Consider the following 24670-nt stretch of genomic DNA (forward strand, 5'->3'; position numbering starts at 1 on the left):
CGCGCCCTGTGCGGGGGCCGACTGCGGCAGTGGCACCGACGTCTGCGAGGTGACGACGACCAGCACGCTCACGCTGCCGTCGTCGTTGCGCCGCTCGATACCCGCGGCGACGCCGTGGCCGCTGGTCACACCGCCCGACGCCTGCATGGTGTCGATGACCGAGCGCTTGCGCGCGTCGAATTCGTCGTGCCACCGGCCGGTCGAATTCGCCAGCACCCGGTCCACGTAGCCGCGCGGATCGGCGGAGTCGGTCGAAACCAGTTGCGCCACCGCGTCCTTGGAGAAATCGAGCAATTGTGTATCGCGGTCGGCGTCGCGGACTGCGGTGTGATGGCGGACCATCGACCATCCGCCCACCGCACCACCGGCCACCACGACGACCACGAGCAGTGCGATCACGACGCGGATCGCGACACGCGCGAACCCGGTCGGGCGCCGCGGCGTATCCGGTGCCGGCTCGTCCGGTTCGGTGATCTCCGGCGCCTCGCCGGTCGAGATGTCCACGGTGCTCACAGCGGCTCCATCCGGTCGATCAGCCATTGGCCGTGCGGCCGGACCACCCGCACCCGCACGCTGCTGACCAGGTAGGTCGGATCCGGCTTGGTGCTGTTGGTGGTCAGTCCGCGCAGAAATACCAGCACGCTGGCCGTGTCCGGCTCCGCCGAGATCAGCGAGGCCCCGCTGACCTCCCACCGGGCGTCGATATGGGACTGCTTGGCCTGCGGAACGAGCGTGTCGGTCGTCAGCTTGGTGTAGGAGTCCAGGAACTGCCCGGTGAGATGCCCCTTGGCCTGCCGCACATCCGCGTCGACGGTATCGGCCTTGTAGGTGAGCACGCCCGCGGTCAGCTTGGCGGCCTGTTCGGCGACATCGCGGCGCACGTCACTCGTTCGGCGGTCGGCCACCGTGTAGTGGAAGTAACCGACCGCGGCGAACGCGGTCGCCGCCACGGCCAGCAGGGCGAGCACACCGAGACGCAGCCTGCGTTGCCGCGGCGAGGGCGAGCCGAGCCGCGACCGCCATCCGACGACCCGGCTACCGAGGAACCCAGCGGCTCGATACCACGTGCGCGCGATCACGGCACGACCTCGACCTTCGACAGTTTGTAGCCCGTCGCCTCCTCGACCACATCCACCCGCAGCCGCCAGGTTCGCGGGTCGTCCTTGGCTCCCGCCGCATTCGACACCTTGGACACCGCCGTGACCAGGACGGTCGTACTACCGTCCGGATTGTGGTGTTCGATTCCGGCGCCGAGGATTTCGCCGGCGGAATCGGTCTTCGAATCGCCGATCGCACCGACGAATTTGTCCTTGACCGCGCGGAATTCGGTGAGCCACTGCCCGGTCGCGTCCGCGGCGATCCGGTTCGCACTGCCCACGGGATCCTTGTCGCTCGGGGAGATCAGATTCACCACTCCCTGCCGAGCAGCGCCCAGCACGGCCAGATCGTGTTCACCGGCGCGGTCGCTGTCGCGATGTGCGATTCCCAGCGCGATCGCCGCCGCGGACAGCCCCGCCAGCACCACGACGATCAGCGCGGCGCCGATCGCGGCCGCACCGGGGCGCCTGAGCCCGCGTACCGCGGACCCCTTCCCGGCACTTCGGCCGGACGTCTCGGAATCGACTGTGTCCGAGGCTTCTTCGGAATCCACGTCGTCACCGTCCGGGCCATCGCCGGTCGGGTCGCCGTCATCGGAGTGACCACAGACCACCTCTCCGGCATCCGGATCGGCGCGGTCCGGGTCGTCGCTGTCGATTTCGCTTCCCTCGCAAACACGGCCCGCGTTTCCACTGGCGGCCGGCGCTCGTTCTCGACCGACGTCCTCCTCGGTGGGCGGAGGTTCGGTAGGCGTGGAGTCGGCGATTCGGTGAGTCATCAGTGACCTCCTGTGAGCAGGGTCTGCAGTGTCGGCGCGACCTGTCCGGTGCCCGGAACGAGTCCCCGCTGCGTGTGCACGGTGCCGTCACCGCCGACATATCCGCCCGTGGCCGGGTCGTAGCTGGCGGTGCCCACCCGCGGCGGTGTGGCGGGGACGGGCTGGTCGGCCGGTGCCTGCGGGTTGTCGACCGTCGGCGTCGGGTTCTCCCGCCACTGGTTGGTGCCCTTCGGGACGTATGGCCGATCGCTGTCGCATTCCTCGACCGTGGGCGCTCGCTTACCCGGATTGCCCATACAGGGCAGATTGCGGGCGCCGCGAACGGCATTAGGGGCGTCCTGTGGAATCGCACAGTAGATCGGGTCGGGGGTACGGACCGGGGCGTCGGTCGGCGTACCGTCTCGGCGCTGCTCCGGCGGCAGGAAGCCGGTCGTGCACGGCGGCGGGGCGTTGAGATTCAGTTTGAAGTCGAGGAATGCCCGGTTGGTACCGCCGGAGTCCGGGAGGTTGATCGTCTTCAGCGCGCTCACACTCGCCGGCAGCAGGACGAGCAGCTGCTCGATCGAAGGGTTGTAGGTCACCGCCACCTGTCCCAGACTGCTGAGGTTGGCGACCAGCAGCGGCGCGGTCAGATGCAATTTCCCGAACAGTTCGCTCGCCTCACGTGCCGCTCCCGGCCCCGTCTTCAACACATCGCGGATCTGCTGATCGCTCGCCTGGGCCTGCCGCACCGAATTCGACAGGTGGGCGACCCATTCACGGATGGCCGGACTGCTGACCTGTTGTGAGTCCAGGAACGGGGCCGAATCGTCGATCAGGGTGGTCACCGCATCGGTGTCGGTGTGTGCCTGGTCGAGGACTCGGTCGGTCCCGTTGAGCAGCCGCTGCAACGCGTCACCTGAGCCTCCGAACGCGTTCTGCGTCTCGTCGATCACCGTGGTGAGCTTGTCCTTCGGAATCGAGGTGAGACTGGTGTTGAGGGTGTCGATCAACGGGGCGATATCCTGCGGCACCGTGGTCCGCGCGGGCGGGACCACGTCGCCGTTCTTCAGATACGGCCCGCTCTGGGTGGTCGGCACGAAGTCCAGGTACAGCTCACCGATCGCGGAGCGACTGTGCACATTCGCGGTGGACGACACCGGGATTCGCACCGAACTGTCCACACTGAGCGTGACCACCGCACCGGTCCTGGTCGGCGTCACACCGGTCACGATGCCCACGGTTTTGCCGCGATAGGTCACGTTGGCACTGTCGTAGAGGCCGCCGCTGGTGGGCAGCTGCACCGTCACGGTGTAGCGTCCCACCCCGGCCAGCGAGGGCAGTCGTATGTAGACCAGCCCCATGACCACTAGGGCAACCACGGTCACCACCGCGAAGATGATCAACTGGATGCGGACGAATCTGGACAGAATCATTTCCCACCTCGTTCGACAACCGAATCGAGCCCCGCGGTCAGCGGGTTCTTCGTGGACAGGGCCGGTATCCGGTCGACGGTGCGCCCGAGCGAGGTCTCCGCGTTCTCGAGCACCCCCTCGAGCGGTGTGCCCTGCAGCAGCCCGCGCCCGAGCCTGCCCAGCGTGAGATCCACTGTGCCGCTGAGGTTTCCTGCGTCACCGCGGAAGAACTTGGGGATATTCGCCAGTGGCCACGGATAGGTGGGCAGCAAGCCGAGGGCGCCGGTGAGATCCGGTCCCGCGTTGGCGAGTTCACGCATGACCGGCTCGATATCGCGCAGATTCTGCTGCACATCCTCGGAACTGGCCGTGACCACCCGGTCCGCGGAGTCGGCGAACCCGCCCAGTGCCTCGACGGTGTCGGTGAGCTGCTGGCGCTGCTCGGCCAGGACCGACAGTGCGCCCGGAATGCGGTCGAGCGCCCCGGCCAGCACGTCGTTCTGTTTACCGACCGTATCGGCCAGCCGATCCAGACCCGTTGCGGCGGTGATGATGTCGTCGCTCTGCGCGTTGAGGTCACTGCTGAAGGTCCTGGTCTGCGCGAGCAGGTCGCGGACCTCCTTCTCGTGACCGGACAGCGCCGCGTTGGTCTGGTTGCTGATCTCCTGGATCCGGGCCAGGCCGCCGCCGTTGAGCACCGTCGACAACGAGGCCAGCGTCTGTTCCGTGGTCGGATAGGTACTGGCGTGGTCCATCGGAATCACGCTGCCGTTCTTCAACTCTCCGACCGGCGGCTCGCTCAGCGGATTCGCCAACTCGATGTGCAGCGAACCCAGCAGACTGGTCTGGCCGATCTTGGCGGTGACATTGGCCGGCAGGTGCACGTCATGATTCAGCGTCACCGTGACCACCGCGTGCCATCCCGCCAACTGCACGTCGGCGACGTTGCCGACCGTCACATCGTTGACTCGGACGCGCGAATTGCGCTGGATGGACATCACATTCGGCATCTCGATCTTGACCGTGTAGGAGCCGGAGCCACCACCGGCCGTACCGGGCAGTGGCAGCGAGTTCGGCCCCTCCCATTGACATCCGGACGCGACCAGCGTGACCCCGCCGATCATTGCCATCGCCGCGAGGCGTTTCTTATACCGCATTACCGGCCACCTCCTGTGGTCGCGGGATTCTGGATTCCGAGCAGACCGGCCAGACCGCGCGACGGATCCACCGACTCGGTGGCGGCGGGCGCGGGCGCGGTGCCGCGCAACCACGGCTCGCTGTAGTCGATCTGGTCCGGGCGCACCGACAGACCCGATACCGGATTCACACCGACCGGCGGATAGTTCATCTGCAGCAGTTTCAGCACCGGCGCCAGCTGTTGCGCACACAGCTTCGCCGCGTCGGCCGCACCCAGCTGACTCGCCGATTGGATCGCACCGCAGATGAATTGCACCGGGTTGTCCAGCTGCGTGACGGCCAGTGCGCCGGTGAACGACCCCTGCGCCGGGTTGTAGATGTTGTAGAAGTTCTGGATAGCCGTCGGCGCCACATGCAGCAGCTGCTCGATGTTCGGGCGAATATCGTTGAGCGACTTGCTTACTGCCGCGAGATCGGCGATGGATTTCGCCGCGGGGTCCCGATTGTCCTTGACGAACTGCTCGAGCCTGCTCGACATCGCGTCGACCCCCTGCAGCGCGATCGCGAGCTCCTGATCGGTGCCGTCGAGCGCGCCCGACACCGAGGCCACGTTCTGGTTGAGCCGCACGATCTCGCTGTCGCTGGCCGACAACGCGGTCATGAATGCCTGCAGGTTTCGCACCGTGGCGAACAGGTCATCGCGCCCGTCGGACAGCGTGGTCATCGCATTGGACAGTTTGGTGAGGGTGTCGTTGATCTGATTACCCTTGCCGCCCAGCGCGTTCGCGGCGGAGTTGACGAAGTCACCGAGTGCGCCCGCCTTGTTCTGCTCGGTCGGGTTGATGTTGTCGGCGAGCGATTGCAACTGCTTGCGCAGGTCGTCCCATTCCACCGGTACCGCGGTGCGTTCCAGTGGAATCGTGGCACCGTCGGCCAGCTCCGGGCCACCGGTGTACGCCGGCGTCAACTGGATGGCGCGCGAGGAGATCAGGCTCTGCGACAGGATCACCGCCTTGGCCTGCGTGGGCAGCCGGTAGTGGGCGCTGTAGTGGAATTTCACCCGCATCCGGTCGCCGGCCGGGTCGATCGCGTCGATCGTGCCGACGTCGACACCGAGGATCTTCACCCGGTCCCCGGCGAACAACCCGTTGGTGTTGTCGAAGTAGGCCACCGCGGTTTTCGTTGTCTCCCGGTAGTAGAAGTGCCAGCCGATTCCCGACAGCGCGGCAAGCACGACGACGGCCACGCCCCCGATGACGAGTTTGCTGCGAAGAATGCGCTTGGTCAGTCCTGTTCGCGACATCGTCAGCCTCCCAATCCAGGCAGCGGCGGCAGTCCCGGCAGCGGCGGCAGTCCGGGCAGTGCCGGTGCCGGGGCGGGCGGGGATGCCGGGACGGGTGCGGCGGCTGCCCCCGGCGCGGGTGGCGGGGGTGGCCCACCCAAGGCGGTGAGATCGAGACCCGCGTCCTTGAACGCGGCGTCGATGAAGGGCTGAAGGTATTGCCCCGGCAGCAGATTCATGATGTATGCCTTGAAGAACGGGCCGGAGGCGACCGACTCACCGAGCGAGGTGATGTACTGACTGGCCGGAAGGATGGCCTTGGCCAGATCGTCCTTACGCCGGTTCAGTAGATCGGTCACGCTGTTGAGCTGCTGCAGAACCGGGCGCAGTTGCTGCTGGTTGTCATCGATCAACCCCGCGATATTCGATGTGACCGAGGACAGATTGGTCAGCAGCGTCTGGACGGCCTGGCGACGCTGGTTCAGCGCCTCGAACAGGGTGTTGCTGTCGAGTAGCAGCTTGTTGATCTGCTCGCTGCGGCCACCGAGCACCTTGGTCAGCGACTCGGCGTTGTGGAACAGGTCCTGCACCATCTTGTCGCGCGAGGCCACCGAATTCGACAGGCGACCGACGCCGTCGAGTGCGGCACCTAGATTGGGCGCGGTTTGGTCCAACGTCCGGCTGAGGGTGCCCAGCGCGTCGGTCACCTGCCCCAGGTCGAGATCGCTCACCGTCGTCGACAGATCACCCAGCGCGTCGGTGAGCAGATAGGGCGTGGTGGTGTGCTCGATCGGGATCGGGTGATTCGGCGAGAGTTTCTTCGCGCCGCGGGAATTGATCTGCAGGGACTTGCGGCCGAGCACGGTCAGCGTTTTGATCGCGACCTGACTGTCGTTGCCCAGCTCGGGTCCGTCGACATCGAATTTCATCAGGACCTTATCGCCCTCGATCTCGATGTGCTTCACATTCCCCACCTGGACACCGGCGAGAAATACCTTGTCTCCCTGCACGATTCCGCCGGTGTCGCCGAAATACGCCGAGTATGTCCGGGCCGAGGAGAACCAGGAGCTGATGGTGTCGAAGCCGACCGCCACCACCACGAGGGCGACCACGACGAGAATGCCGATCAGCCCGGTCCGGACGGTGTGTGACTTCTTTTCGTTGCTCTTGCGGCTTGTCATCAGGGTGTGCACCTTCCTGCCCGCTGCCCGATAATCGGGATGTAGACCGGATTGCCGTCGGGACCGTTCACCTTGATCTGCACATCGCAGAGGTAGAAGGTGAAGAAGTCGCCGTAGAGGCCCAGCCGCGACAGCCGGTTGTAGGCATCGGGCAAACTGCCCAGTGCCCAGTCGGCATAGTCCTTACCGCTGTTGATCGCTCCGGCGAGCCGGCCCGCCTCCGCGATATCGTTCTTGATCGTCGGTCTGGCGTTGGTCAGCAGATCCGCCACCGACCGGGAGGCGTTGTTCACGTGCACCAGGGCATCACCGATCGGACCGGACTGGGCCGACAGGCCGCTGATCAGTTGCTGCAATTTGTCGATGCCCTCGTCGAACTGGGCATTGCGCTTGTCCACGGTGCCCAGAACGGTATTGAGGTTCTTGATCACCGATCCGATGAGCTGATCACGATCGGCCAGCGTGGAGGTCAGCTGACCGGCCTCCCGCAGCAGATCCGAAATCGTGCCGCCCTGACCCTGCAGAACGGTCAGCAGCGAGTTCGACAACCGGTTCACCTGGTCGGGCTGTAATGCCTTGAACAACGGGCGGAAGCCGTTGATCAACGCGTCCAGATCCAAGGCCGGCACGGTGCGGCTCACCGGAATCGTGGCCGATGCGGACTGTGGGGTCGTCGAGCCCGGTGCGTCGAGCAACTCCAGATAGTGTTCGCCCACCAGATTCTCGTACCGCACAGCCAGTTTGGTCGACTGGGTGAACGGCACGGCGTGCGTGAGCCCGAATTCGACCAGGGCGGTTCCCTTTCCGGTCACGTGCACGGACTTCACCTTGCCGACTTCGACGCCCGCGACCCGGACGAACTCCGCGGATTTCAGTCCGGAGGCATCGGTGAATTCGGCGCGGTAGGTCCGCTCCGAACCGAAACGCATCTGGGAGAACACGATGATCACCGCGGCGGTGAAGAAGACCATGACCACAGCGAAAATCGACAACTTGAATAGTGTTCCGGATATCTTCATCGGGGGGCCGGCCCTCCTAGGATGTTTCCGAACAGATAGTCGGCGAAGTACGGCGAACCGAGCCGGGGGGCGGTCGAATCGACGATATTCGCGCCGGTATCGGTGACGAGCACCGGCGCCGGATACATCTGGCGGGTGATCATCGGGTAGCAACCGGGCTGCCCGCCGGGGCCGCCGGTGGCCGCCACCTTCGGCAGATTCTCCGGATACCGGTACGGGTCCGCACCGCCCAGGAATCCGATATCGAGATCGGCCGAGTATCCGGTATTGCCGCCGAAGGATTTCAGCTGGGCGTCACGGGTGTCCACGCTCTGGTGCAGCAGGCAGGTCAGCTCCGGACTGTATTTGGCGAGCAGTCCGGCGGTCGGAACCAGCAGCCGCATCGAATCGACCAGACCGTGTTCGAGATCGTTCGTCAGCCCGGCCCCTTCCTTTCCGAAGGTCACCGCGGCCTGCAGAATCGAGGTCAGCTGAGCCTGTTGTGCGACAACTGAATCCGCGGTGGTCGAGGCGTAGCCGAGCATATCCAACAGTCGCGGCGCGACGTCGGCGTAGATATTGGTCACGGTCGCGGCGTCGTGCAGGTCGCGCTGTAGCTGCGGCATCGCCGGATGCAGTCGCGCGAGCGTCTCATCGGTCTTCGCCAGGGTGTCACCGAGTTGCTGTCCGCGACCGCGCATTCCGTCGGACACCGCGGACAACGCCGAATTGAGCTTCGCCGGATCGACGTGCTGCATCACGGATTCCAGGTTTTCGAACACCGTGTTGACCTCGGTGGTGACATTGGTCGAACGCACCTGCGCACCGGAGGCCAGGCGACGCCCGGAATTCGCCGAGCTGTTCAGCGCGACATATTTCGATCCGAATGCGGTGGTCGCCTTGATCTCGGCGCTGGTGTCGGCGGACAGCAACGTGAAACGCGACGCATCGATGTCGAGATTCAGCCGCGCTCGCCCATCGGCCTGCGACACATTGCGCACATGACCGATCACAACACCGTTCAGTTTGACCTTGGCGCCGTCCTCCATCACCAGACCGGACCGATCGGCGATCACCGTGATCGGCACCGTACGCTTCAGATCTCCATGGAATGACAAGGTGCAGAACACGATTGCGGCGACCAGACCCGCGGTGAGAGCCAGTCCGGCTCTGATCAGCGGCGGCTTCTTGTAATGGTTCTTCCTACCTGTGCTCATATCGCACCTATCCCGCGAGGTCGAATTTGCCGGAGACACCGTAGATGGCCAATGAGGCGAACAGGACCACCATCACGACCACGGCCAATGAGGTGCGCACGGCACGGCCGACGGCTTCGCCTACTCCGGCCGGTCCGCCCGCCGCTCGATATCCGTAATAGCAATGGATCAACATCACGACATTGGCCATGAGCAGCGCCTGCAGAAAGGACCAGAACAGGTCGCTCGGGCGCAGGAAGGTGAAAAAGTAGTGGTCGTAGATGCCCGAGGACTGCCCGTAGACGTCGACGGTGATCACCCGCGCGGCGAGGAACGACATGATGACGGCCACGGAATAGATGGGAATGATCGCCACCACACCCGCGATGACCCTGGTCGATACCAGATACGACATGGATCGGATTCCGGCTACCTCGAGTGCGTCGATCTCCTCACTGATCCGCATGGCCCCCAGCTGCGCGGTCGAGCCCGCGCCGATCGTCGCCGACAACGCGATACCGGCCGTGATCGGAGCCATGATCCGCACGTTGCAGAACGCGGCGAAAAATCCGGTGAGGGCGTCGACGCCGATATTTCCCAGCGAGTTGAAGCCCTGGATCGCCGCGAGGGTGCCACCGGCGAAGGTCATGAAGCCGACGATCACCACGGTGCCGCCGATGACCGCGAGAGTTCCGGTGCCCATGCCGATTTCGGCGATGAGACGCAGTGTCTCCCGGTTGTAGGAGCGCAACGCGTGCGGCGAGTAGCGTGCGGTCTTCCAGTAGAACAGCGCTTGATCACCCAGCGACTCCAGCGTCCTGCGCGGCGCGGCGACCACTGTCGATATTATGGCCATGACTATTTTCCCGTTCCGTATTTGACGCCGACGGCGGTGGCGATCACATTCACGGCGAACAGCGCCATGAACGCGTAGACGACGGTTTCGTTCACCGCGTCCCCGACACTCTTCGCGCCACCCTTCACCGTGAGTCCGCGATAGCAGGCCACCAATCCGGCGATCAGGCCGAAGATGCATCCCTTGCATTCGGAAATGACAACCTCGGGTGTTCCGGTGACAAAGGTCAGTGACGATACATAGGCACCCGGGGTGACATTCTGGAAGAAGACCGAGAATATGAACCCGCCCACAATTCCGATGGTGATGACCAGGCCGTTCAGCAGCAACGCGATCACCGTGGAGGCCAGCACCCGGGGCACCACCAGCCGCTGAATCGGGTCGATGCCCAGCACGCGCATCGCGTCGATTTCCTCGCGGATGGTGCGTGCACCCAGGTCGGCGCAGATCGCAGTCGCGCCCGCACCGGCGACCACCAGGACGGTGACCAGCGGTCCGATCTGGGTCACCGCGCCGAGCGCGGCGCCGGCGCCGGACAGATCCGCCGCACCGAATTCCACCAGAAGAACATTCAGGGTGAATACGACCAGCACGGTGAACGGCACCGCGACCATCAGGGTCGGGACCATCGACACCCGGACGATGAACCAGGACTGGAGCACGAATTCCCGCCATTGGAACGGTGGTTTCACCATGGCACGAAATGTCGCGGCGCACATTTCGAAGAATGCACCGACCCCCCGCAGAGCGGTATCGGCCGATTTCGACACCCTGGCCGTCCGGCGCACCACCGCTGCCGGTGTGCTCGAGCCGGTTTCCGGCGAACCGGTCATCGGCTTTCCTCCTCATCATTTGTGGACTGGACCGCCCCGAAATCGGTGGCCCGCTGTCGAAATGGGATGCTCATCGAGAACGTCCCCAACGTATGACGGGAATCACCTCACCCGCGATATCCCCCGGGGGGAAGCCCACCACCCGATCGGGAGAGACGGCCGTGGCCTGCGAGTCCGCACACAGGTCTGCGACGTCGGATTTTCCGGCGATTATCACGCCGATTCGCACCACGCATATCCACCGATCGGCCGGAGCGCCCGCTGTGCGCGTCGCGGTACCCCCCTATCGGAGGGGACATCGCCTATCAGAGGAGGATTCGGCGAAACCGCCCACTCATCAGGATGGTTCCGGGGGTATCGAAACAGCAGCAATATCTGCCGAGCTCCCAGAAAACCGATCCAGAAGGGTGAGCCGCGATGTCGGATCCGATTTCCGTGATCGCCACCATCGTCATGTCCGCGACAGGTGCGATCGACAATGCCAATCTGCCCAGTGCCGCACAGGCATCCGCGCACGCGGTGGTCGAATCCGGCGGCGACGCGGCCACGTCGTTCAGCGTTCAGCTCGACCGCGCGGTCGCGCAGCTGCCGGAACCGGCACAGCAGACCGCGCGTAACGCTGTCGACGCCGCCGCCGATCAGCTCGCGGCGATTGTGCCGCCGCCGAATGCTCCTGCAGGACAACCCGATACGGATCAGGCACCGGAGCCGAGCGAGACCGCTCCCGGCGCGGGCGACGACGCCGCCGGACCGCAGCCCACCGACACCACTGGACCACAGCACACCGCCACCGCCGGCGCGGGGCCGAGCAGCGCCGAGTACGCGGTCGCGCCCTCCCGGCCGGTTTCGATCCCGGTGCCCGATGCCTCGGCGGTGCCGCCGGTCACCACCGGCCGGATCGCGGCGTTCGTGCCGTGGTTCCAGAAGGCCGGCTCCCTGTGCCCGGGTATCAAAGCACCCACCTTGGCGGCCCTGTACGCGGCCGAGAACGGCTTCCGCTACGGACCCGACGCACCCGTATCGCCGACCGGCGCACTCGGCCCCGGACAGTTCATGCCCGGCACCTGGGCGGTGTACGGCAAGGACGTGCACGGCACGGGCACTCCCGATGTCTTCGATATCGGTGATTCGGTCATGGCGTCGGGACATCTGCTGTGCGACAGCTATCGACAAATCGAATCGTGGAAGGCCGACGGGCGAGTCGCCGGGGATACGCTCGATCTGACCCTCGCCGCCTACAACGCCGGTGCGGGCGCGGTACTGCGCTCCGGCGGAATGCCTTCCGGCAGTCCGGATTACGAGCAGCAAACCAAACCCTACGTTGCTCGCATCCGCGCCACGGAGAAGGAATACGGCTGGCTCGAGCGGGTACCCGATCTCCTACGCCCGGCCAGCGACGTCGGCTCCAGGATTGTCGAGCAGGCGATGAAATACCTCGGCATTCCCTATGTCTGGGGTGGCGGCGGTAGTAACGGGCCGTCCATGGGCGGCTTCGACTGCTCCGGGCTCACCTCGTTCGCCGTCCACACGGCCACCGGCGGGACGGTCACCCTGCCGCGCACCTCAGAGGGCCAATGGCGCACGGGCACCGAGGTTTCCCTGCGCGACGCGGCACCGGGTGATCTCCTGTTCGGCAACTGGGGCCCCGACGGCCCAGGCCACGTCGCGATCTATCTGGGCAACAATCAGATGATCCACGCGCCACAGCCCGGCGAGACCGTCCGGATCAGCCGCGTGATGTCCGGTATGCACGCTCGCCGGATCAACTGAGCGGGAAGTGCGGCGGCGCCCCCGGGAATTCCCGGGGGCGCCGAGTTCGTCAGGGCGAGATCAGCCGGACGGTCGCACGCGAGGACTACTCGGACCGGAGCGACCAGGCGATGGCCTGCGCCCGGTTGGCCGCACCGAATTTCCGCAGAATATGTTTGACGTGTGATTTCACGGTGCCTTCGGTAATGATCAGGCGCTCGGCGATGGCGCGGTTCGTCGCGCCCGCCAGCATCAGGCGGAATACATCGGCCTCCCGCTCGGTGAGATCGGCCATGTTCCCGTAGGCGCGCCCGGAGACGATCGAGGGGGATTCGGGATCCTCGGTGTTACCCGAACCGGCCATCGAGATGTCGGCCTCACACAGATCATCCATGCGATTCACCGCGGAAACGATCAAATCCCGTACCTGATCGCGCTGTTCGCGCAGCTGTTCCAGTAACGCGGTGCGTTCGTAGATATGACTGAATCCATCGGTGAAGGCCCACAACACATCCCGGTCACCTTCGTCGGCGCGGCGAGTCAGCGGGTGGTGGTCGGCATGAACGAATCCGACCACATCGTCGCCGTGGACGATCGGGGCCACCACATACGATCGCGACCGCCCCGCATCGACGATGATCGGCCGGTAGACCGGAGCGTTCGCGGTGTCGTACACCAGCGACGGACGCCGTTTGGCGAGCAGCTGTGCCTCCGGCGCCCGGGAATCGAGCGGAATGCTCTGATTGATCCAGTCCACGAACCACGATTCCGATTCGCGTTCGCCGGCGAAATGCGCCAGCGACGGACGCCACGAACGTCCCTCCACTCGCGAGAGGACCACCCGCTGGAATCCGCAGCGCAGCACGATTTCCTCGCAGGCCACATCCAGTAGCGCCGTGGTGTCGCGAATGGAACGCAAGCGGCTCAATCCGGCGGCGCATTCCGCCAGCCGCTGACTGCGTTCGCCGGTGTCGTGAAGATAGAGGTCCAACGCGAGCTGCTGCAGCTCGAGTATCAAACCGCACATTCGCTCGGCGGACCCCGTATCGGCACTGCGGATGGTGCGCAAATGCGCGATACAGAAATGAATGAGGGTGGATACCACCTCGGCCGAACGCCACGGGCCGTCCCATTCCACCCGCGGCAGCGCGGCGTCGGCGCCGACGGCATCGAAGACCGCATCGCGCAGCACCGCGAGCCGGGCGGCAATCTCTCCCTCTCGACGACGCCATCCCTGACGCACACGGCCGGTCGGGCCGACGCCGGTGTAATCACTCGCCATGGCCACTGCCATCGTCACACCCGCCGTTCATTGTTCGTGGCGCGAATGTATTGCGCGATGGCACTGGCACGATTCGGTGCGCCGATCTTGTGCAGTATGTGCTTGACATGGGATTTCACCGTGCTCTCGGCGACCGTGAGCCGGTCGGCCACCTGCGCATTGGTGAGGCCACCGGCCAGCAATCTCAATACCTCCCGTTCGCGAGCGGTCAGCCTCGCCAGACCACCGAGCTCGACCCGTCCGGAGTCCGCCCGCGCGGCAAGCGCTTCCGGTTCGACGGCCATCGCTGTGCGCACCGCCGGGTCTGGAAGCCGCACCGACAACTTCTCGGGGGGCTCGAGTATCTGCTCGGCCGAGCGGAACACTTCGGACAATCGTTCACGCTGACGGGCCAGGCGTAACTCGAGCACGGTGCGCTCGTAGATCACGCCGATCCCCTCCGCGAAGGTACGCAGACTGTCACGGTCGGCGACGGTGAGCGGGCGTCCCGACAAATAGGTGTCGGCATGGAGCAACCCGAATACCGAACCGCCCGCGATCAAGGGGGCGACCACGTATTCGCGAGTATGCGAGGCGTCCATCAGCGGACGGAAGGTCCGAGGCTCGTTCTGCGCGTCGGTGACCAGAGCCGGCAGCCGTCGCCGCACGATCTCCGCCTCGACCATCGGTGAGGCCAGCGGGATCTCGAGTTCGGCGATGTAATCGGTCAGTTCGCGGTTGAAGCCACTGTCGTTGCCATCCGACAGAAACAGCAGCGATGGCGCCCAGACCGAACCGCGCACCAGCGAGACCATGGCCCGGTCGAAGCCCGCCGCCGCACACAGTTCGGCCGCGGCGGCTTCGAAGACCTCGTCGGCGGTGGTCTTCCTGCGCAATCGTGCCAGCGCCTCGAAGATTCGCCCCGGAGCGAAGCTGGGCTGCGTCAGGGTTTGTTTCCTCAGTGTCGACTGCACCGCGCTCACATCGGTCAGTAGCTCGGCCAGATCGGTCACCTCGACCGAACCGCCCTGGACGGAGGCCAGCCGACGGTTCGTGCGTTCCAGAGTCACGCCCAGCAGTTGCAGGTAGGGCCGGTTGGCACCGCCCCCGGCGGCATGTTCGGCCAGTCGACCGACCCGGGTGTTCAGATCCGAAATCCGGGACACAAGCCCGGCGAAAGTGTGCTGCGGTACTGCTGCCGGTGCCCTCATCGTCCCTCGAGCTTCTACTGACGCAGGCCGGAATCCACGCAGCCCACGTTCCGGGTGCCTCGTCGCGCCCTTGGCCCAACTCCCGGGGTTCCACACCTCGCGCCACGTTAACAATGTGTTGCGCGATTTACTTACGGCTACATAGTCCGTGATGCAGGTCACCATGTCAAGCGACCGCTATCGCAGGACCTGGTGCGAAATGCCGCGTCGTCAGACGTTTGAAGCGTCGATCAGCGACGAGCGGGACTCAGTCTCGCAAGCTAAGTGATTCGTGATTTACTAGCACCATGGCATTGCCCGAATCCCTGACGAATCGGCTGACGATTCCCGCTATCGCCGCGCCCATGACGAGCGTGTCCGGCCCGGATCTGGTCATCGCCGCCTGCCGTAATGGCGTGGTCGGCTCCTTCCCGACGCACAACGCCGCCACCACCGAGGAGCTCGATGGCTGGCTCGACCGGATCTCCGCCGCGGTCGGCGGGCACAGCGGGCCGACCGCCCCCGTGGCACCGAACCTCGTGGTACATCGGACGAACGCGCGCCTGCGGGCCGACCTGGACTGCCTGGTCCGCCACGGTGTCGAACTCGTGATCACCAGCGTGGGATCACCGAAGCCGGTCATCGCCCCGCTCCACGACATCGGCTGCCAGGTGTTCGCGGATGTCTCGAGCATGGCGCACGTGGAGCGCGCGCTCGAGGCCGGCGCCGATGGTCTCGTGCTGCTGACCGCGGGCGCCGGAGGTCAGACCGGCTGGGCCAATCCGTTCGCGTTCACGCGCGCCGTCCGCGCACACTTCGACGGGCCGATCGTGCTCGCCGGTGGTATCACCGACGGAACATCCATCCTCGCCGCACAGGCGCTGGGCGTCGATCTGGCCTATCTGGGGACGCGGTTCATCGCGACGACCGAAAGCCTCGCCGAGGACGACTACCGCGCCGCACTGATCGAGTCGACACTCGACGATGTCACGCTGTCCACCCGGGTCGGCGGCATACCGGCCAGCCTGCTCGCGAGCTGGCTCGCCCGCGAGGACACGTCCGATCCGGGAACGCGGGACTCGAACGGCTTCGAACAGGACCGGCTGTTGCGCAACCGCACCGCCTGGAGTGCGGGGCACAGCGTGGCCGGAGTCGATGCCGTCACCTCGGTGGCCGAGCTGATCCGGACGATCGCCGAGCAATACGACCACGCACGGACGACGCTGTTGTCGACGCTCACCGGCCCGGGTTCGCCCGGCCGCGGCCCCGTGAGAGACCACACCGCCGACGGTCCCGCCGAATCGGTCGTCACCGGTTCACCCAGCCGATGACCGAGGCTCCGGCAGCATCGCCGGGATGCCCATCCGATCACTAGTTAGATACTTACCAATCACTAAACATCGACATCCCCGAATGGAAGACCGAGAAAAATTCGCAGGCAAACCGGGATCATTGTCAGATCTTCCCTGATTGCTAGTCTTGAGTTAGTGTATTGCTATTCACTAAGTCGCCTGCGCTGAGTACACCGCCCCGACTGTGACAGCGACATTCGAATCGAAAGGCGTACGGATGCCCGTACTCAAATCCGAGGTCGACACCGCGTCGTCGACGTATCTGGAGAATCACGACACCCAGTCGGCGGCCGTGGCCGCCCTGAACGAACAGCTGGCGCTGGTCGCGGCCGGCGGCGGTGAGCGCTATGCCAAACGTCATCACGACCGCGGCAAACTGCTCGTACGAGAACGCATCGAACTGCTGATCGACCGCGATGCCCCGTTCCTGGAGCTGTCCGCGCTAGCGGCCTGGGGCACCGAGTTCAACGTCGGCGCCGCGATCGTCACCGGCGTCGGCGTGGTGTCAGGGATCGAGTGCATGATCATCGCGCACGACCCCACCGTGCGCGGCGGCACGATGAATCCCTACACACTGCGAAAGAACTTGCGCGCGTTGGAGATTGCCCGCATCAACCGGCTGCCCGTGGTGTATCTCGTGGAATCCGGCGGCGCCGATCTGCCCACCCAGGCGGAGCTGTTCGTACACGCGGGCCGGATCTTCCACGAACTGACCGAGATGTCATCGATGGGCATTCCCACCGTCGCGCTGGTGTTCGGCAACTCGACCGCCGGGGGTGCCTATGTGCCGGGCATGTGCGATTACGCGGTCCTGGTCGACAACGCGGCGAAGGTCTTCCTCGGCGGCCCGCCGCTGGTGAAGATGGCTACCGGCGAGGACGCCGACGACGAGGAACTCGGCGGTGCGGATATGCATTCGCGAGTGTCGGGCCTGGCGGACTACTTCGCGGTCGACGAGACCGACGCCATCCGCATCGGGCGCGATATCGTCGCCCACCTCAACTGGCGCAAGCTGGGTCCCGGGCCGAGCCAGCCCGCCGACGAACCCCTGTACGACGCCGAAGAACTGCTCGGCATCGCCTCCGGAAACCCCCGTATCCCCTTTGATCCGCGCGAGGTCATAGCCCGGATCGTCGACGGATCCCGCTTCTCGGAGTACAAGCCCCGCTGGGGCACCAGCATCGCGACCGGCTGGGCCTCGATCCACGGCTTCCCGGTCGGCATCCTCGCCAACACTCGCGGCGTCCTGTTCAGCGACGAGGCCAAGAAGGCAACCGAGTTCATCCTGCTGGCCAACCAAACAGACACCCCGCTGATCTTCCTGCACAACGTCACCGGGTTCATGGTCGGCACCGAATACGAGCAGGGCGGGATCATCAAGGACGGCGCCAAGATGATCAACGCGGTCACCAACAGCGACGTGCCGCACATCAGCATCAACATGGGTGGCTCGTTCGGGGCCGGCAACTACGGAATGTCCGGGCGCGCATACGATCCGCGTTTCATGTTCACCTGGGCGAACGCCCGGCTGGCCGTCATGGGCGCCCAGCAGCTCGCCGGTGTGATGTCCATCGTCGGCAAGGCGGCGGCCGCCTCGGCGGGCCGGGAGTTCGACACCGAGGCGGACGCGAAACGCACCGCGGCCATCGAGAAGCAGATCGAAGACGAATCCCATCCGTTCTTCATCTCCGCGCGCCTCTACGACGACGGCGTGATCGACCCGCGCGACACCCGCTCCGTGCTCGGGATGTCCCTGTCCGCAGCCCATTCCGCCGAGGTCGCCGGTCGGCGCGGCTTCGGCGTCTTCAGGATGTGAGAAATCCGATGCCTTCGACAGCCCCGAACAACCGGCCCGCGATCACCAAACTCCTCATCGCCAATCGCGGCGAGATCGCGTCCCGGGTCATCCGCACCGCACGGCAGATGGACATCGCCACCGTGGCGCTGTACTCCGACGCCGATATCGACGCACCGTACGTGCTCCAGGCCGACGAGTCGGTGCACCTGCCCGGCACGACACCCGCCGACACCTATCTGCGCGCCGACCTCGTGCTCGACGCGGCCCGCCGCACCGGCGCCACCGCGATCCACCCGGGCTACGGATTCCTTTCCGAGAACGAGCAATTCGCCCGCGACTGCGGGGCGGCAGGCGTGATCTTCGTCGGCCCCAGTCCCGAGGCGATCGCCGCGATGGGCTCGAAAATCGAGGCGAAGCGCATGATGGCCGCCGCGGGGGTGCCGGTACTGCCCGGCGCCACCGTCGAGAACGAGTCCGACGAGGACCCGGAACGGCTGCGCGCGGCCGCCGCGGAGATCGGCTTTCCCATCCTGGTGAAGGCGGCATTCGGTGGCGGCGGGCGCGGTATGCGCATCGTGTCCGATCAGAGCGAGTTGATCGAGGCGGTCGGCAGCGCCCGGCGCGAGGCCGCCTCGGCGTTCGGGAACGGCACGGTATTCCTGGAGAAGTTCGTGCAGTCTCCACGGCATATCGAAGTACAGATCTTCGGCGACAGCTTCGGCACGGTCGTCCATCTCGGTGAACGCGAATGCTCGATCCAGCGGCGATACCAGAAGATCATCGAGGAGTCGCCGTCCACCGCGGTCGACGACGCACTGCGCGACGAACTCGGACGCGCCGCGGTAGCCGCCGGTAAGGCGCTGTCCTACGAGGGTGCCGGCACGGTGGAATTCGTGATGGCGCAGGACGGCTCGTTCTACTTCCTCGAGGTCAATACCCGCCTGCAGGTCGAACATCCCGTGACCGAACTCGTCACCGGCATCGATCTGGTCCGCGGCCAGCTGCTGGTCGCCGCAGGCGCACCGCTGCCCGAGGAAATGCTCGATGTCACCCCGCAGGGCCACGCGATGGAGGTCCGTCTCTACGCCGAAGACGTTGCGGCAGGCTTCATTCCGGTATCGGGAACATTGACGACGCTGGAGTTCGCGAACCTTCCCGGTGTTCGCGTCGACGCCGGGTTCGCCTCCGGCTCCCAGGTGAGCACCTACTACGATCCGATGCTCGCGAAGGTGATCGGATACGGCCCCGACCGCGACGCGGCCTGCGATCGAGTAGCACGCGCTCTCCAGGAGACCCGCATCCACGGAGTGACGACCAACCGGGACCTGCTGATCGGCATCCTGCGCGAACCCGAATTCCGCTCCGGCGCCATCGATACCGGATATCTCGAACGACACGATCCGGCTGATCTGATGGATCACCGCAACGGCAACGATTCGGCAGGGCCAACCCACGCCCTGGTCGCCGCCCTCGCCGCGCAAGCCGATCGCCGCGCGAACTCCCCAGTGCTGCCCGGCCTGCCGTCCGGCTTCCGCACTCTGCCCAGCGCACCCCAATCGGTGTCCTTCCAGGCAGGCGACAAGGTGATCGACGTCGAATACCGCTTCGACCGGGCCCGCCTGAGCGCGCGAGTAGGCGACTGGCGGCCGGAAAGTCTCGAACTCGAGGCCGCGACCGCCGAACTCGTCGACATCGCCATCGACGGCGTCAGACGCCGATATCGCATCATCCGCAGCGGTGCAACGCATTTCGTCGACAGTGCCCTCGGCGCAACCGAACTGCACGAGGTCGAACGCTTCCCCGACCCGAGCGACATCCAGGAAGCCGGATCCCTGCTGGCCCCCATGCCTGGGACGGTCGTGAGCGTCGAAGTGGCTGAAGGACAATCGGTTTCGGCGGGGGACGCGGTCGTGGTGCTCGAGGCTATGAAGATGCAGCACACCATTCGGACTCCTTCGGACGGCATCGTCGTGAAGATCCCCGTCGCGGTGGCTGCACAAGTCGATTCGGGCCAGGTGCTGGCGGTCGTGCAGGACGGTGAGGACTGATGCGGGACGAAGTCCACTACGAGATCGACGACGGTGTCGCGTGGCTGACGATCAATCGGCCGCATGCTCGCAACAGCCTCAGCAAGGCCGTGCGTCACGGCCTTTTCGAGGGTGTACGCCGCTTCAACGCCGACGACGGTGCGAAGGTCCTGGTACTTACCGGCGCCGGAGACAAGGCATTCTGCGCCGGCGGTGATCTCAAGGAGATGTCGGAAGAGAAGCTGACGATTCCGCCTGTCGACTACGTCCCGCAGTTCGGCCGGAATATCGAGGTTCTCAAACCGACCATCGCCGCGGTCAACGGCGCGGCCTTCGCCGGTGGCTTCCTGCTCGCGCAGACCTGCGACCTGTGTATCGCCTCCACCACGGCGACGTTCGCCATTTCGGAGGTCAAGGTAGGCCGCGGTTCGCCCTGGGCGGCCCCGCTTCCCCAGATGATCCCCCGGCGGGTGGCCATGGAGATCGTCTTGACCGGCGCCCCGATAACGGCGGAGCGCGCCTACCAGATCGGATTCGTCAATCAACTGGCAGAGCCCGATCAACTGCGCGAGCGCGCACAGGCGCTCGCCCAGCAGATCGTCGCGAACGCTCCGTTGTCGGTCCTGGCCGGTAAGCAAACCATGGCACTGACCGCGGAATACCCATTGCGCGATGCCTTCGATCGTGCCGAAAAGATCTGGGCACCAGTGTATTCGAGCGAGGACGCGCAGGAGGGCATGCTGTCCTTCGCCGAGAAGCGCGCCCCCCGATGGCAGGGAAAGTAATGGCCCTCGACTATCCCGCGCTGCTGCGCGAACTCGAGCAGGAGACCAAACGGCTGATCGACTGCCTTTCGAGCTCGTCCGAACTGGCCTGGGAATCAGCCACTCCCGCACCGGGCTGGACCATCCGTGACCAGGTATCACACCTGGCCTACTTCGACGACTGCGCGCATCTGGCCCTCACCGATGCCGAGCGGTTCCATACCGAGGCGGCCCGGCTGACAGCGCTCGGACCGGACTTCCCCGACCGCGTGGCCGAGGCCAATCGCCACCTTCCATCCGGCGATCTGCTGACGTGGTTCGAGGAATCCCGCGCCCGGCTGCTGACCGCGTTCAGCACCGATGATCCCCGCCGCCGCCTGCCCTGGTTCGGGCCGGATATGAGCGTGGCCTCCTCGGTGACCGCGCGGCTGATGGAAACCTGGGCGCATGGTCAGGACATCTACGACGCACTGGGGGCCAGTCATCCGCTGAGCTCCGGGCTGCGCAGCATCGCGCATCTGGGTGTCAGCACGTTCGCGTTCGCTCATCAGCTGCACCATCTGGCCGTGCCGACCCAACCCGTACGGGTGGAACTGGATGCGCCCGACTCCGACGAGGTGTGGACCTGGGGACCGGCCGACGCGGCGGATCGGGTGACCGGCCCCGCCGAAGATTTCGTCCTGGCGGTCACGCAGCGTCGCCACTGCGACGACACGAAGCTGACCATCACCGGGCCTGTCGCATCGAGGTGGATGGCAATCGCGCAGGCGTATGCCGGGGCTCCCGGAACCGGCCGACCGAGCCGAACCAGCGCTCGCTGAAGGGAATTCGACTGATGAATCGAACAACGCCGCGCAGGCCGGTGCGTATCGGCAATGCGTCGGGCTTCTATGGCGACCGCTTCGCCGCCTTTGAGGCGATGGTCGAGGGTGGGCCGGTCGACGTGGTCACCGGTGATTACCTGGCCGAGCTGACGATGCTGATTCTGTGGAAAGCCAAGCAGAAGGATCCCGAAACCGGTTATGCCAAAACGTTTCTGAGCCAGTTCGAGCGAGTCGCGCGGTCCTGCGCGGAGCGCGGCATCAAAATCGTGGTCAATGCCGGCGGGCTCGAGCCGGCCCGTCTGGCCTCTCGGGTCAGGTCGGTCGTGCACGAAGCAGGGCTCGAACTTTCGGTCGCCCACATCGAGGGTGACGATATCGTCGAGCGCCTGCCGCAACTGCAGGCCGCCGGCCACACGTTGCGTCATCTCGACACGGGAATCACACTCGCCGAGTCCGGCGCCCAGCCGATTTCGGCCAACGCCTATCTCGGCGGCTGGGGTATCGCGGCGGCGCTGGCGCGTGGCGCCGACGTGGTGATCACGCCGCGGGTCACCGATGCGGCGCTCGTGGTGGGCGTCGGAGCGTGGTGGCACGACTGGAAACGCACCGATTTCGACGCGCTTGCGGGTGCGGTGGCCGCGGGCCACATCGTCGAATGCGGACCACAGGCCACCGGCGGCAACTACTCACAGATCAACGAGATCACCGACCGGCGCTATCCCGGTTCGCCGATCGCAGAATTGGCGCACGACGGCAGCTTCGTCATCACCAAGCACGAGGGCACCGGCGGGTTGGTGTCGCCCGGAACGGTTACCGCGCAGTTGCTCTACGAAGTCGACTCGCCCGTCTATCTCAATCCGGACGTCGTAGCACATTTCGACACTCTGCAGCTGACCCTGGAAGGTTTGGACCGTGTGCGTGTCAGTGGCGCCACCGGTTCACCCCCGCCGTCGACGCTGAAGGTCGCGATGAACTTCATCGGCGGGTACCGCAACACGATGACCCTCGTGCTGACCGGCCTCGACATCGAGGAGAAGGCGCGATGGGCCACCGACCAGCTGTTCGAAATCCTGGGTGGGCGAGACCGATTCGACGACGTCGATGTCCAGCTGTTGCGGTACGACCGAGCGGAGCCGACGCGGCTGAGCGAGTCGACGGCGCATTTGCGGGTTACCGTCAAAGACCGCGAGCGGGCGAAGGTGGACCGGTCCTTCTCCAACGCGGTGCTCGAGCTCGCCGTCGGCGGGTACGCCGGATTTCACACCACGACCCCGCCGTCGTCGGCCTCCGAATTCGGCGTCTACTGGCCGACCGTGATTCCTGCCTCCGAGATCGAGCAGATCGTGGTGCACGCCGACGGCTCGCGCGAAACGATCCCGCACACCCCACAGACCGACGACCGCTGTACCGGCGTTATCCCCGGCCACGACGGCACGTCCGGCACAGTCGATTTCGGGCCGACGACCCGGCGGCCGCTCGGTTCGGTGGTCGCGGCCCGATCGGGCGACAAGGGGGGCAAGGCGAATGTCGGAGTGTGGACGGACACCGTCGAGCGATGGCATTGGCTGCGCTCACATCTGACCGTCGAACGATTCACCGAATTGGTACCCGACGCGGCGGGTTTCGAAATCCGGCGATACGAATTCCCCAACCTGCGCGCGTTGAACTTCGTCGTCGTCGGATTTCTCGGTGACGGTGTCGCATCGTGCACTCGGACCGATCCACAGGCCAAGGGACTCGGTGAATTCCTGCGTGCGACGTACACCGACATTCCGGACAAACTCGCGGGAGATTCCTGATGGACTTCACCGAATCCACCGAGCACCGCGACCTTCGCCGCGCGATCGGCGCGATCACCGACAAGTACGGCCCCGCCTACTATGCCGAACGCGCCGTGGCTCATGAGCCGACCACCGAACTCTGGCAGGATCTCGCCGATCACGGTTTCATCGGAATCAATCTGCCCGAGCAGTACGGCGGCGGCGGCGCCGGAATGACCGAACTGGCGATGGTGTGCGAAGAGACCGCCGCGCACGGCTGCCCGCAACTTCTGTTGCTCGTGTCCAGCGCGATTTCCGGTGAGCTGCTGACGAAATACGGCACCGACGCGCAGCGACGGGAGTGGTTGCCGCGCATGGCATCCGGCACGAAGGTCGTATTCGCGATCACCGAACCCGACGCTGGATCCAACAGTCATCGGATATCCACGACTGCCCAGCGGTCGGGCAGCGACTATCTGCTGACCGGAACCAAGTACTACATCTCCGGTGTCGATGAGGCGGCCGCATTGATCGTCGTCGCCCGCACCGGGATCGACGAATCCAGCGGCGCGGCGCGGATGTCGTTGTTCCTGGTCCTGACCGACACTCCCGGCCTCGTCAAACACCGGCTGCCGGTCGGAATCAGCGTGCCGGAAAAGCAGTTCACGCTGCACTTCGACAATGTCCGGCTGCCCGCCTCCAGCCTCATTGGCGTCGAAGGCGACGGGTTCCGCCACGTCTTCGACGGGCTCAATCCCGAGCGAATCACCGGGGCCGCGGTCTGTGTCGGGATAGGCCGCTTCGCCGTCGAGCGCGGTGCGGCCTATGCCCGTACCCGGTCGGTGTGGGGCTCGCCCATCGGCGGCTATCAAGGGATCGCGCATCCGCTGGCGAAGGCCGAGATCGAGGTCGATCTCGCGGCGATGATGACCGCCAAGGCCGCATGGCTGTACGAGCGGGGCATGCCGGCCGGCGAGGCGGCCAACATCGCGAAGTACGCCGCCGCCGAGGCCGCGGTCGCGGCCGTCGACCACACGATTCAGATCCACGGCGGAAACGGCATCAGTACCGAGTACGGCCTCTTACCGCAGTGGGGGCTGGCGCGGTTGCTGCAGATCGCGCCGGTCAGCCGGGAGATGATCCTCAATTACGTTGCCCAGCACAGGCTTGGGCTTCCGAAGTCCTACTGAAC

Annotated in this window: 21 protein-coding genes; 8 read left to right on the forward strand and 13 right to left on the reverse strand. The window is 65.5% G+C overall.

Going from position 1 to position 24670, the window contains the following annotated elements; translation table 11 throughout:
- The 11 genes from NE2_RS10035 to NE2_RS10085 all read right to left on the reverse strand — a co-directional run.
- Positions 1-513: Rv1363c family protein (locus tag NE2_RS10035; RefSeq protein ID WP_507755385.1), on the reverse strand; the 513-nt coding region annotated here is incomplete at its 3' end.
- Positions 510-1079 carry a hypothetical protein gene (locus tag NE2_RS10040; protein WP_084493935.1) on the reverse strand — a complete coding sequence of 190 codons (570 nt, stop codon included), beginning with the start codon at positions 1077-1079 and terminating at the stop codon, positions 510-512. The genes NE2_RS10040 and NE2_RS10035, both read right to left, overlap by 4 nt.
- The gene (locus NE2_RS10045) at positions 1076-1876 is read right to left on the reverse strand and encodes an Rv1363c family protein (RefSeq protein ID WP_233429727.1); all 801 of its coding nucleotides are present in this window, start codon (positions 1874-1876) and stop codon (positions 1076-1078) included. The genes NE2_RS10040 and NE2_RS10045 overlap by 4 nt, the downstream gene beginning before the upstream one ends.
- On the reverse strand, positions 1876-3291 hold the full coding sequence (locus NE2_RS10050) for an MCE family protein (RefSeq protein WP_063025684.1): 1416 nt from the start codon (positions 3289-3291) through the stop codon (positions 1876-1878). The genes NE2_RS10045 and NE2_RS10050 overlap by 1 nt, the downstream gene beginning before the upstream one ends.
- Positions 3288-4427 (reverse strand): MCE family protein, encoded by a 1140-nt coding sequence (locus NE2_RS10055; RefSeq protein ID WP_084493936.1) that lies wholly within the window; start codon positions 4425-4427, stop codon positions 3288-3290. The genes NE2_RS10050 and NE2_RS10055 overlap by 4 nt, the downstream gene beginning before the upstream one ends.
- Positions 4427-5710: an MCE family protein gene (locus tag NE2_RS10060; RefSeq protein WP_233429728.1), complete on the reverse strand. Its 1284-nt coding sequence runs from the start codon at positions 5708-5710 to the stop codon at positions 4427-4429. The genes NE2_RS10055 and NE2_RS10060 overlap by 1 nt, the downstream gene beginning before the upstream one ends.
- A 2-nt stretch (positions 5711-5712) precedes the next feature.
- Positions 5713-6870: an MCE family protein gene (locus NE2_RS10065; protein WP_063025780.1), complete on the reverse strand. Its 1158-nt coding sequence runs from the start codon at positions 6868-6870 to the stop codon at positions 5713-5715.
- Positions 6870-7862: an MCE family protein gene (locus tag NE2_RS10070; protein ID WP_307617481.1), complete on the reverse strand. Its 993-nt coding sequence runs from the start codon at positions 7860-7862 to the stop codon at positions 6870-6872. The genes NE2_RS10065 and NE2_RS10070 overlap by 1 nt, the downstream gene beginning before the upstream one ends.
- A gap of 23 nt (positions 7863-7885) precedes the next feature.
- On the reverse strand, positions 7886-9085 hold the full coding sequence (locus NE2_RS10075; protein ID WP_063025687.1) for an MCE family protein: 1200 nt from the start codon (positions 9083-9085) through the stop codon (positions 7886-7888).
- A 7-nt stretch (positions 9086-9092) separates the two neighbouring features.
- Complete coding sequence (locus NE2_RS10080; protein WP_063025688.1) at positions 9093-9920, reverse strand: MlaE family ABC transporter permease; 828 nt, start codon at positions 9918-9920, stop codon at positions 9093-9095.
- A gap of 2 nt (positions 9921-9922) precedes the next feature.
- Positions 9923-10753 carry an MlaE family ABC transporter permease gene (locus tag NE2_RS10085; RefSeq protein WP_084493937.1) on the reverse strand — a complete coding sequence of 277 codons (831 nt, stop codon included), beginning with the start codon at positions 10751-10753 and terminating at the stop codon, positions 9923-9925.
- A 417-nt stretch (positions 10754-11170) separates the two neighbouring features.
- Between NE2_RS10085 and NE2_RS10090 the strand changes: the two genes are divergently transcribed.
- Positions 11171-12523, forward strand: coding sequence for a C40 family peptidase (locus NE2_RS10090; RefSeq protein ID WP_063025689.1), 1353 nt, complete (start codon positions 11171-11173; stop codon positions 12521-12523).
- A gap of 85 nt (positions 12524-12608) precedes the next feature.
- On the opposite strand, the gene NE2_RS10095 is transcribed toward NE2_RS10090, so the two are convergent.
- Positions 12609-13796, reverse strand: coding sequence for a LuxR C-terminal-related transcriptional regulator (locus NE2_RS10095; RefSeq protein WP_063025690.1), 1188 nt, complete (start codon positions 13794-13796; stop codon positions 12609-12611).
- Between the two features lie 2 nt (positions 13797-13798).
- Positions 13799-15139 carry a LuxR C-terminal-related transcriptional regulator gene (locus NE2_RS10100; protein ID WP_084493938.1) on the reverse strand — a complete coding sequence of 447 codons (1341 nt, stop codon included), beginning with the start codon at positions 15137-15139 and terminating at the stop codon, positions 13799-13801.
- Between the two features lie 122 nt (positions 15140-15261).
- Here NE2_RS10100 and NE2_RS10105 point away from each other — a divergent pair, with 122 nt between their 5' ends.
- The 7 genes from NE2_RS10105 (at position 15262) to NE2_RS10135 (ending at position 24668) form a co-directional block, all read left to right on the forward strand.
- Entirely contained in the window at positions 15262-16284 is a 1023-nt protein-coding gene (locus NE2_RS10105; protein ID WP_063909351.1) for an NAD(P)H-dependent flavin oxidoreductase, read from the forward strand.
- Positions 16285-16522: 238 nt separating this feature from the next.
- Positions 16523-18121, forward strand: a complete 1599-nt coding sequence (locus tag NE2_RS10110) for an acyl-CoA carboxylase subunit beta (RefSeq protein ID WP_063025692.1) — start codon at positions 16523-16525, stop codon at positions 18119-18121.
- Positions 18122-18129: 8 nt separating this feature from the next.
- Positions 18130-20151, forward strand: a complete 2022-nt coding sequence (locus NE2_RS10115) for an ATP-binding protein (protein WP_063025693.1) — start codon at positions 18130-18132, stop codon at positions 20149-20151.
- Positions 20151-20915, forward strand: a complete 765-nt coding sequence (locus tag NE2_RS10120) for an enoyl-CoA hydratase/isomerase family protein (RefSeq protein WP_063025694.1) — start codon at positions 20151-20153, stop codon at positions 20913-20915. Before NE2_RS10115 ends, NE2_RS10120 begins: the two co-directional genes overlap by 1 nt.
- Positions 20915-21715 (forward strand): TIGR03084 family metal-binding protein, encoded by an 801-nt coding sequence (locus NE2_RS10125; RefSeq protein WP_063025695.1) that lies wholly within the window; start codon positions 20915-20917, stop codon positions 21713-21715. Before NE2_RS10120 ends, NE2_RS10125 begins: the two co-directional genes overlap by 1 nt.
- A 14-nt stretch (positions 21716-21729) precedes the next feature.
- Positions 21730-23517: an acyclic terpene utilization AtuA family protein gene (locus tag NE2_RS10130; protein ID WP_063025696.1), complete on the forward strand. Its 1788-nt coding sequence runs from the start codon at positions 21730-21732 to the stop codon at positions 23515-23517.
- Positions 23517-24668: an acyl-CoA dehydrogenase family protein gene (locus NE2_RS10135; RefSeq protein ID WP_063025697.1), complete on the forward strand. Its 1152-nt coding sequence runs from the start codon at positions 23517-23519 to the stop codon at positions 24666-24668. The genes NE2_RS10130 and NE2_RS10135 overlap by 1 nt, the downstream gene beginning before the upstream one ends.
- Positions 24669-24670: the final 2 nt, after the last annotated feature.

Source organism: Nocardia elegans NBRC 108235, assembly GCF_001612845.1.
In the GTDB taxonomy this organism is placed as follows: Bacteria; Actinomycetota; Actinomycetes; order Mycobacteriales; family Mycobacteriaceae; genus Nocardia; species Nocardia nova.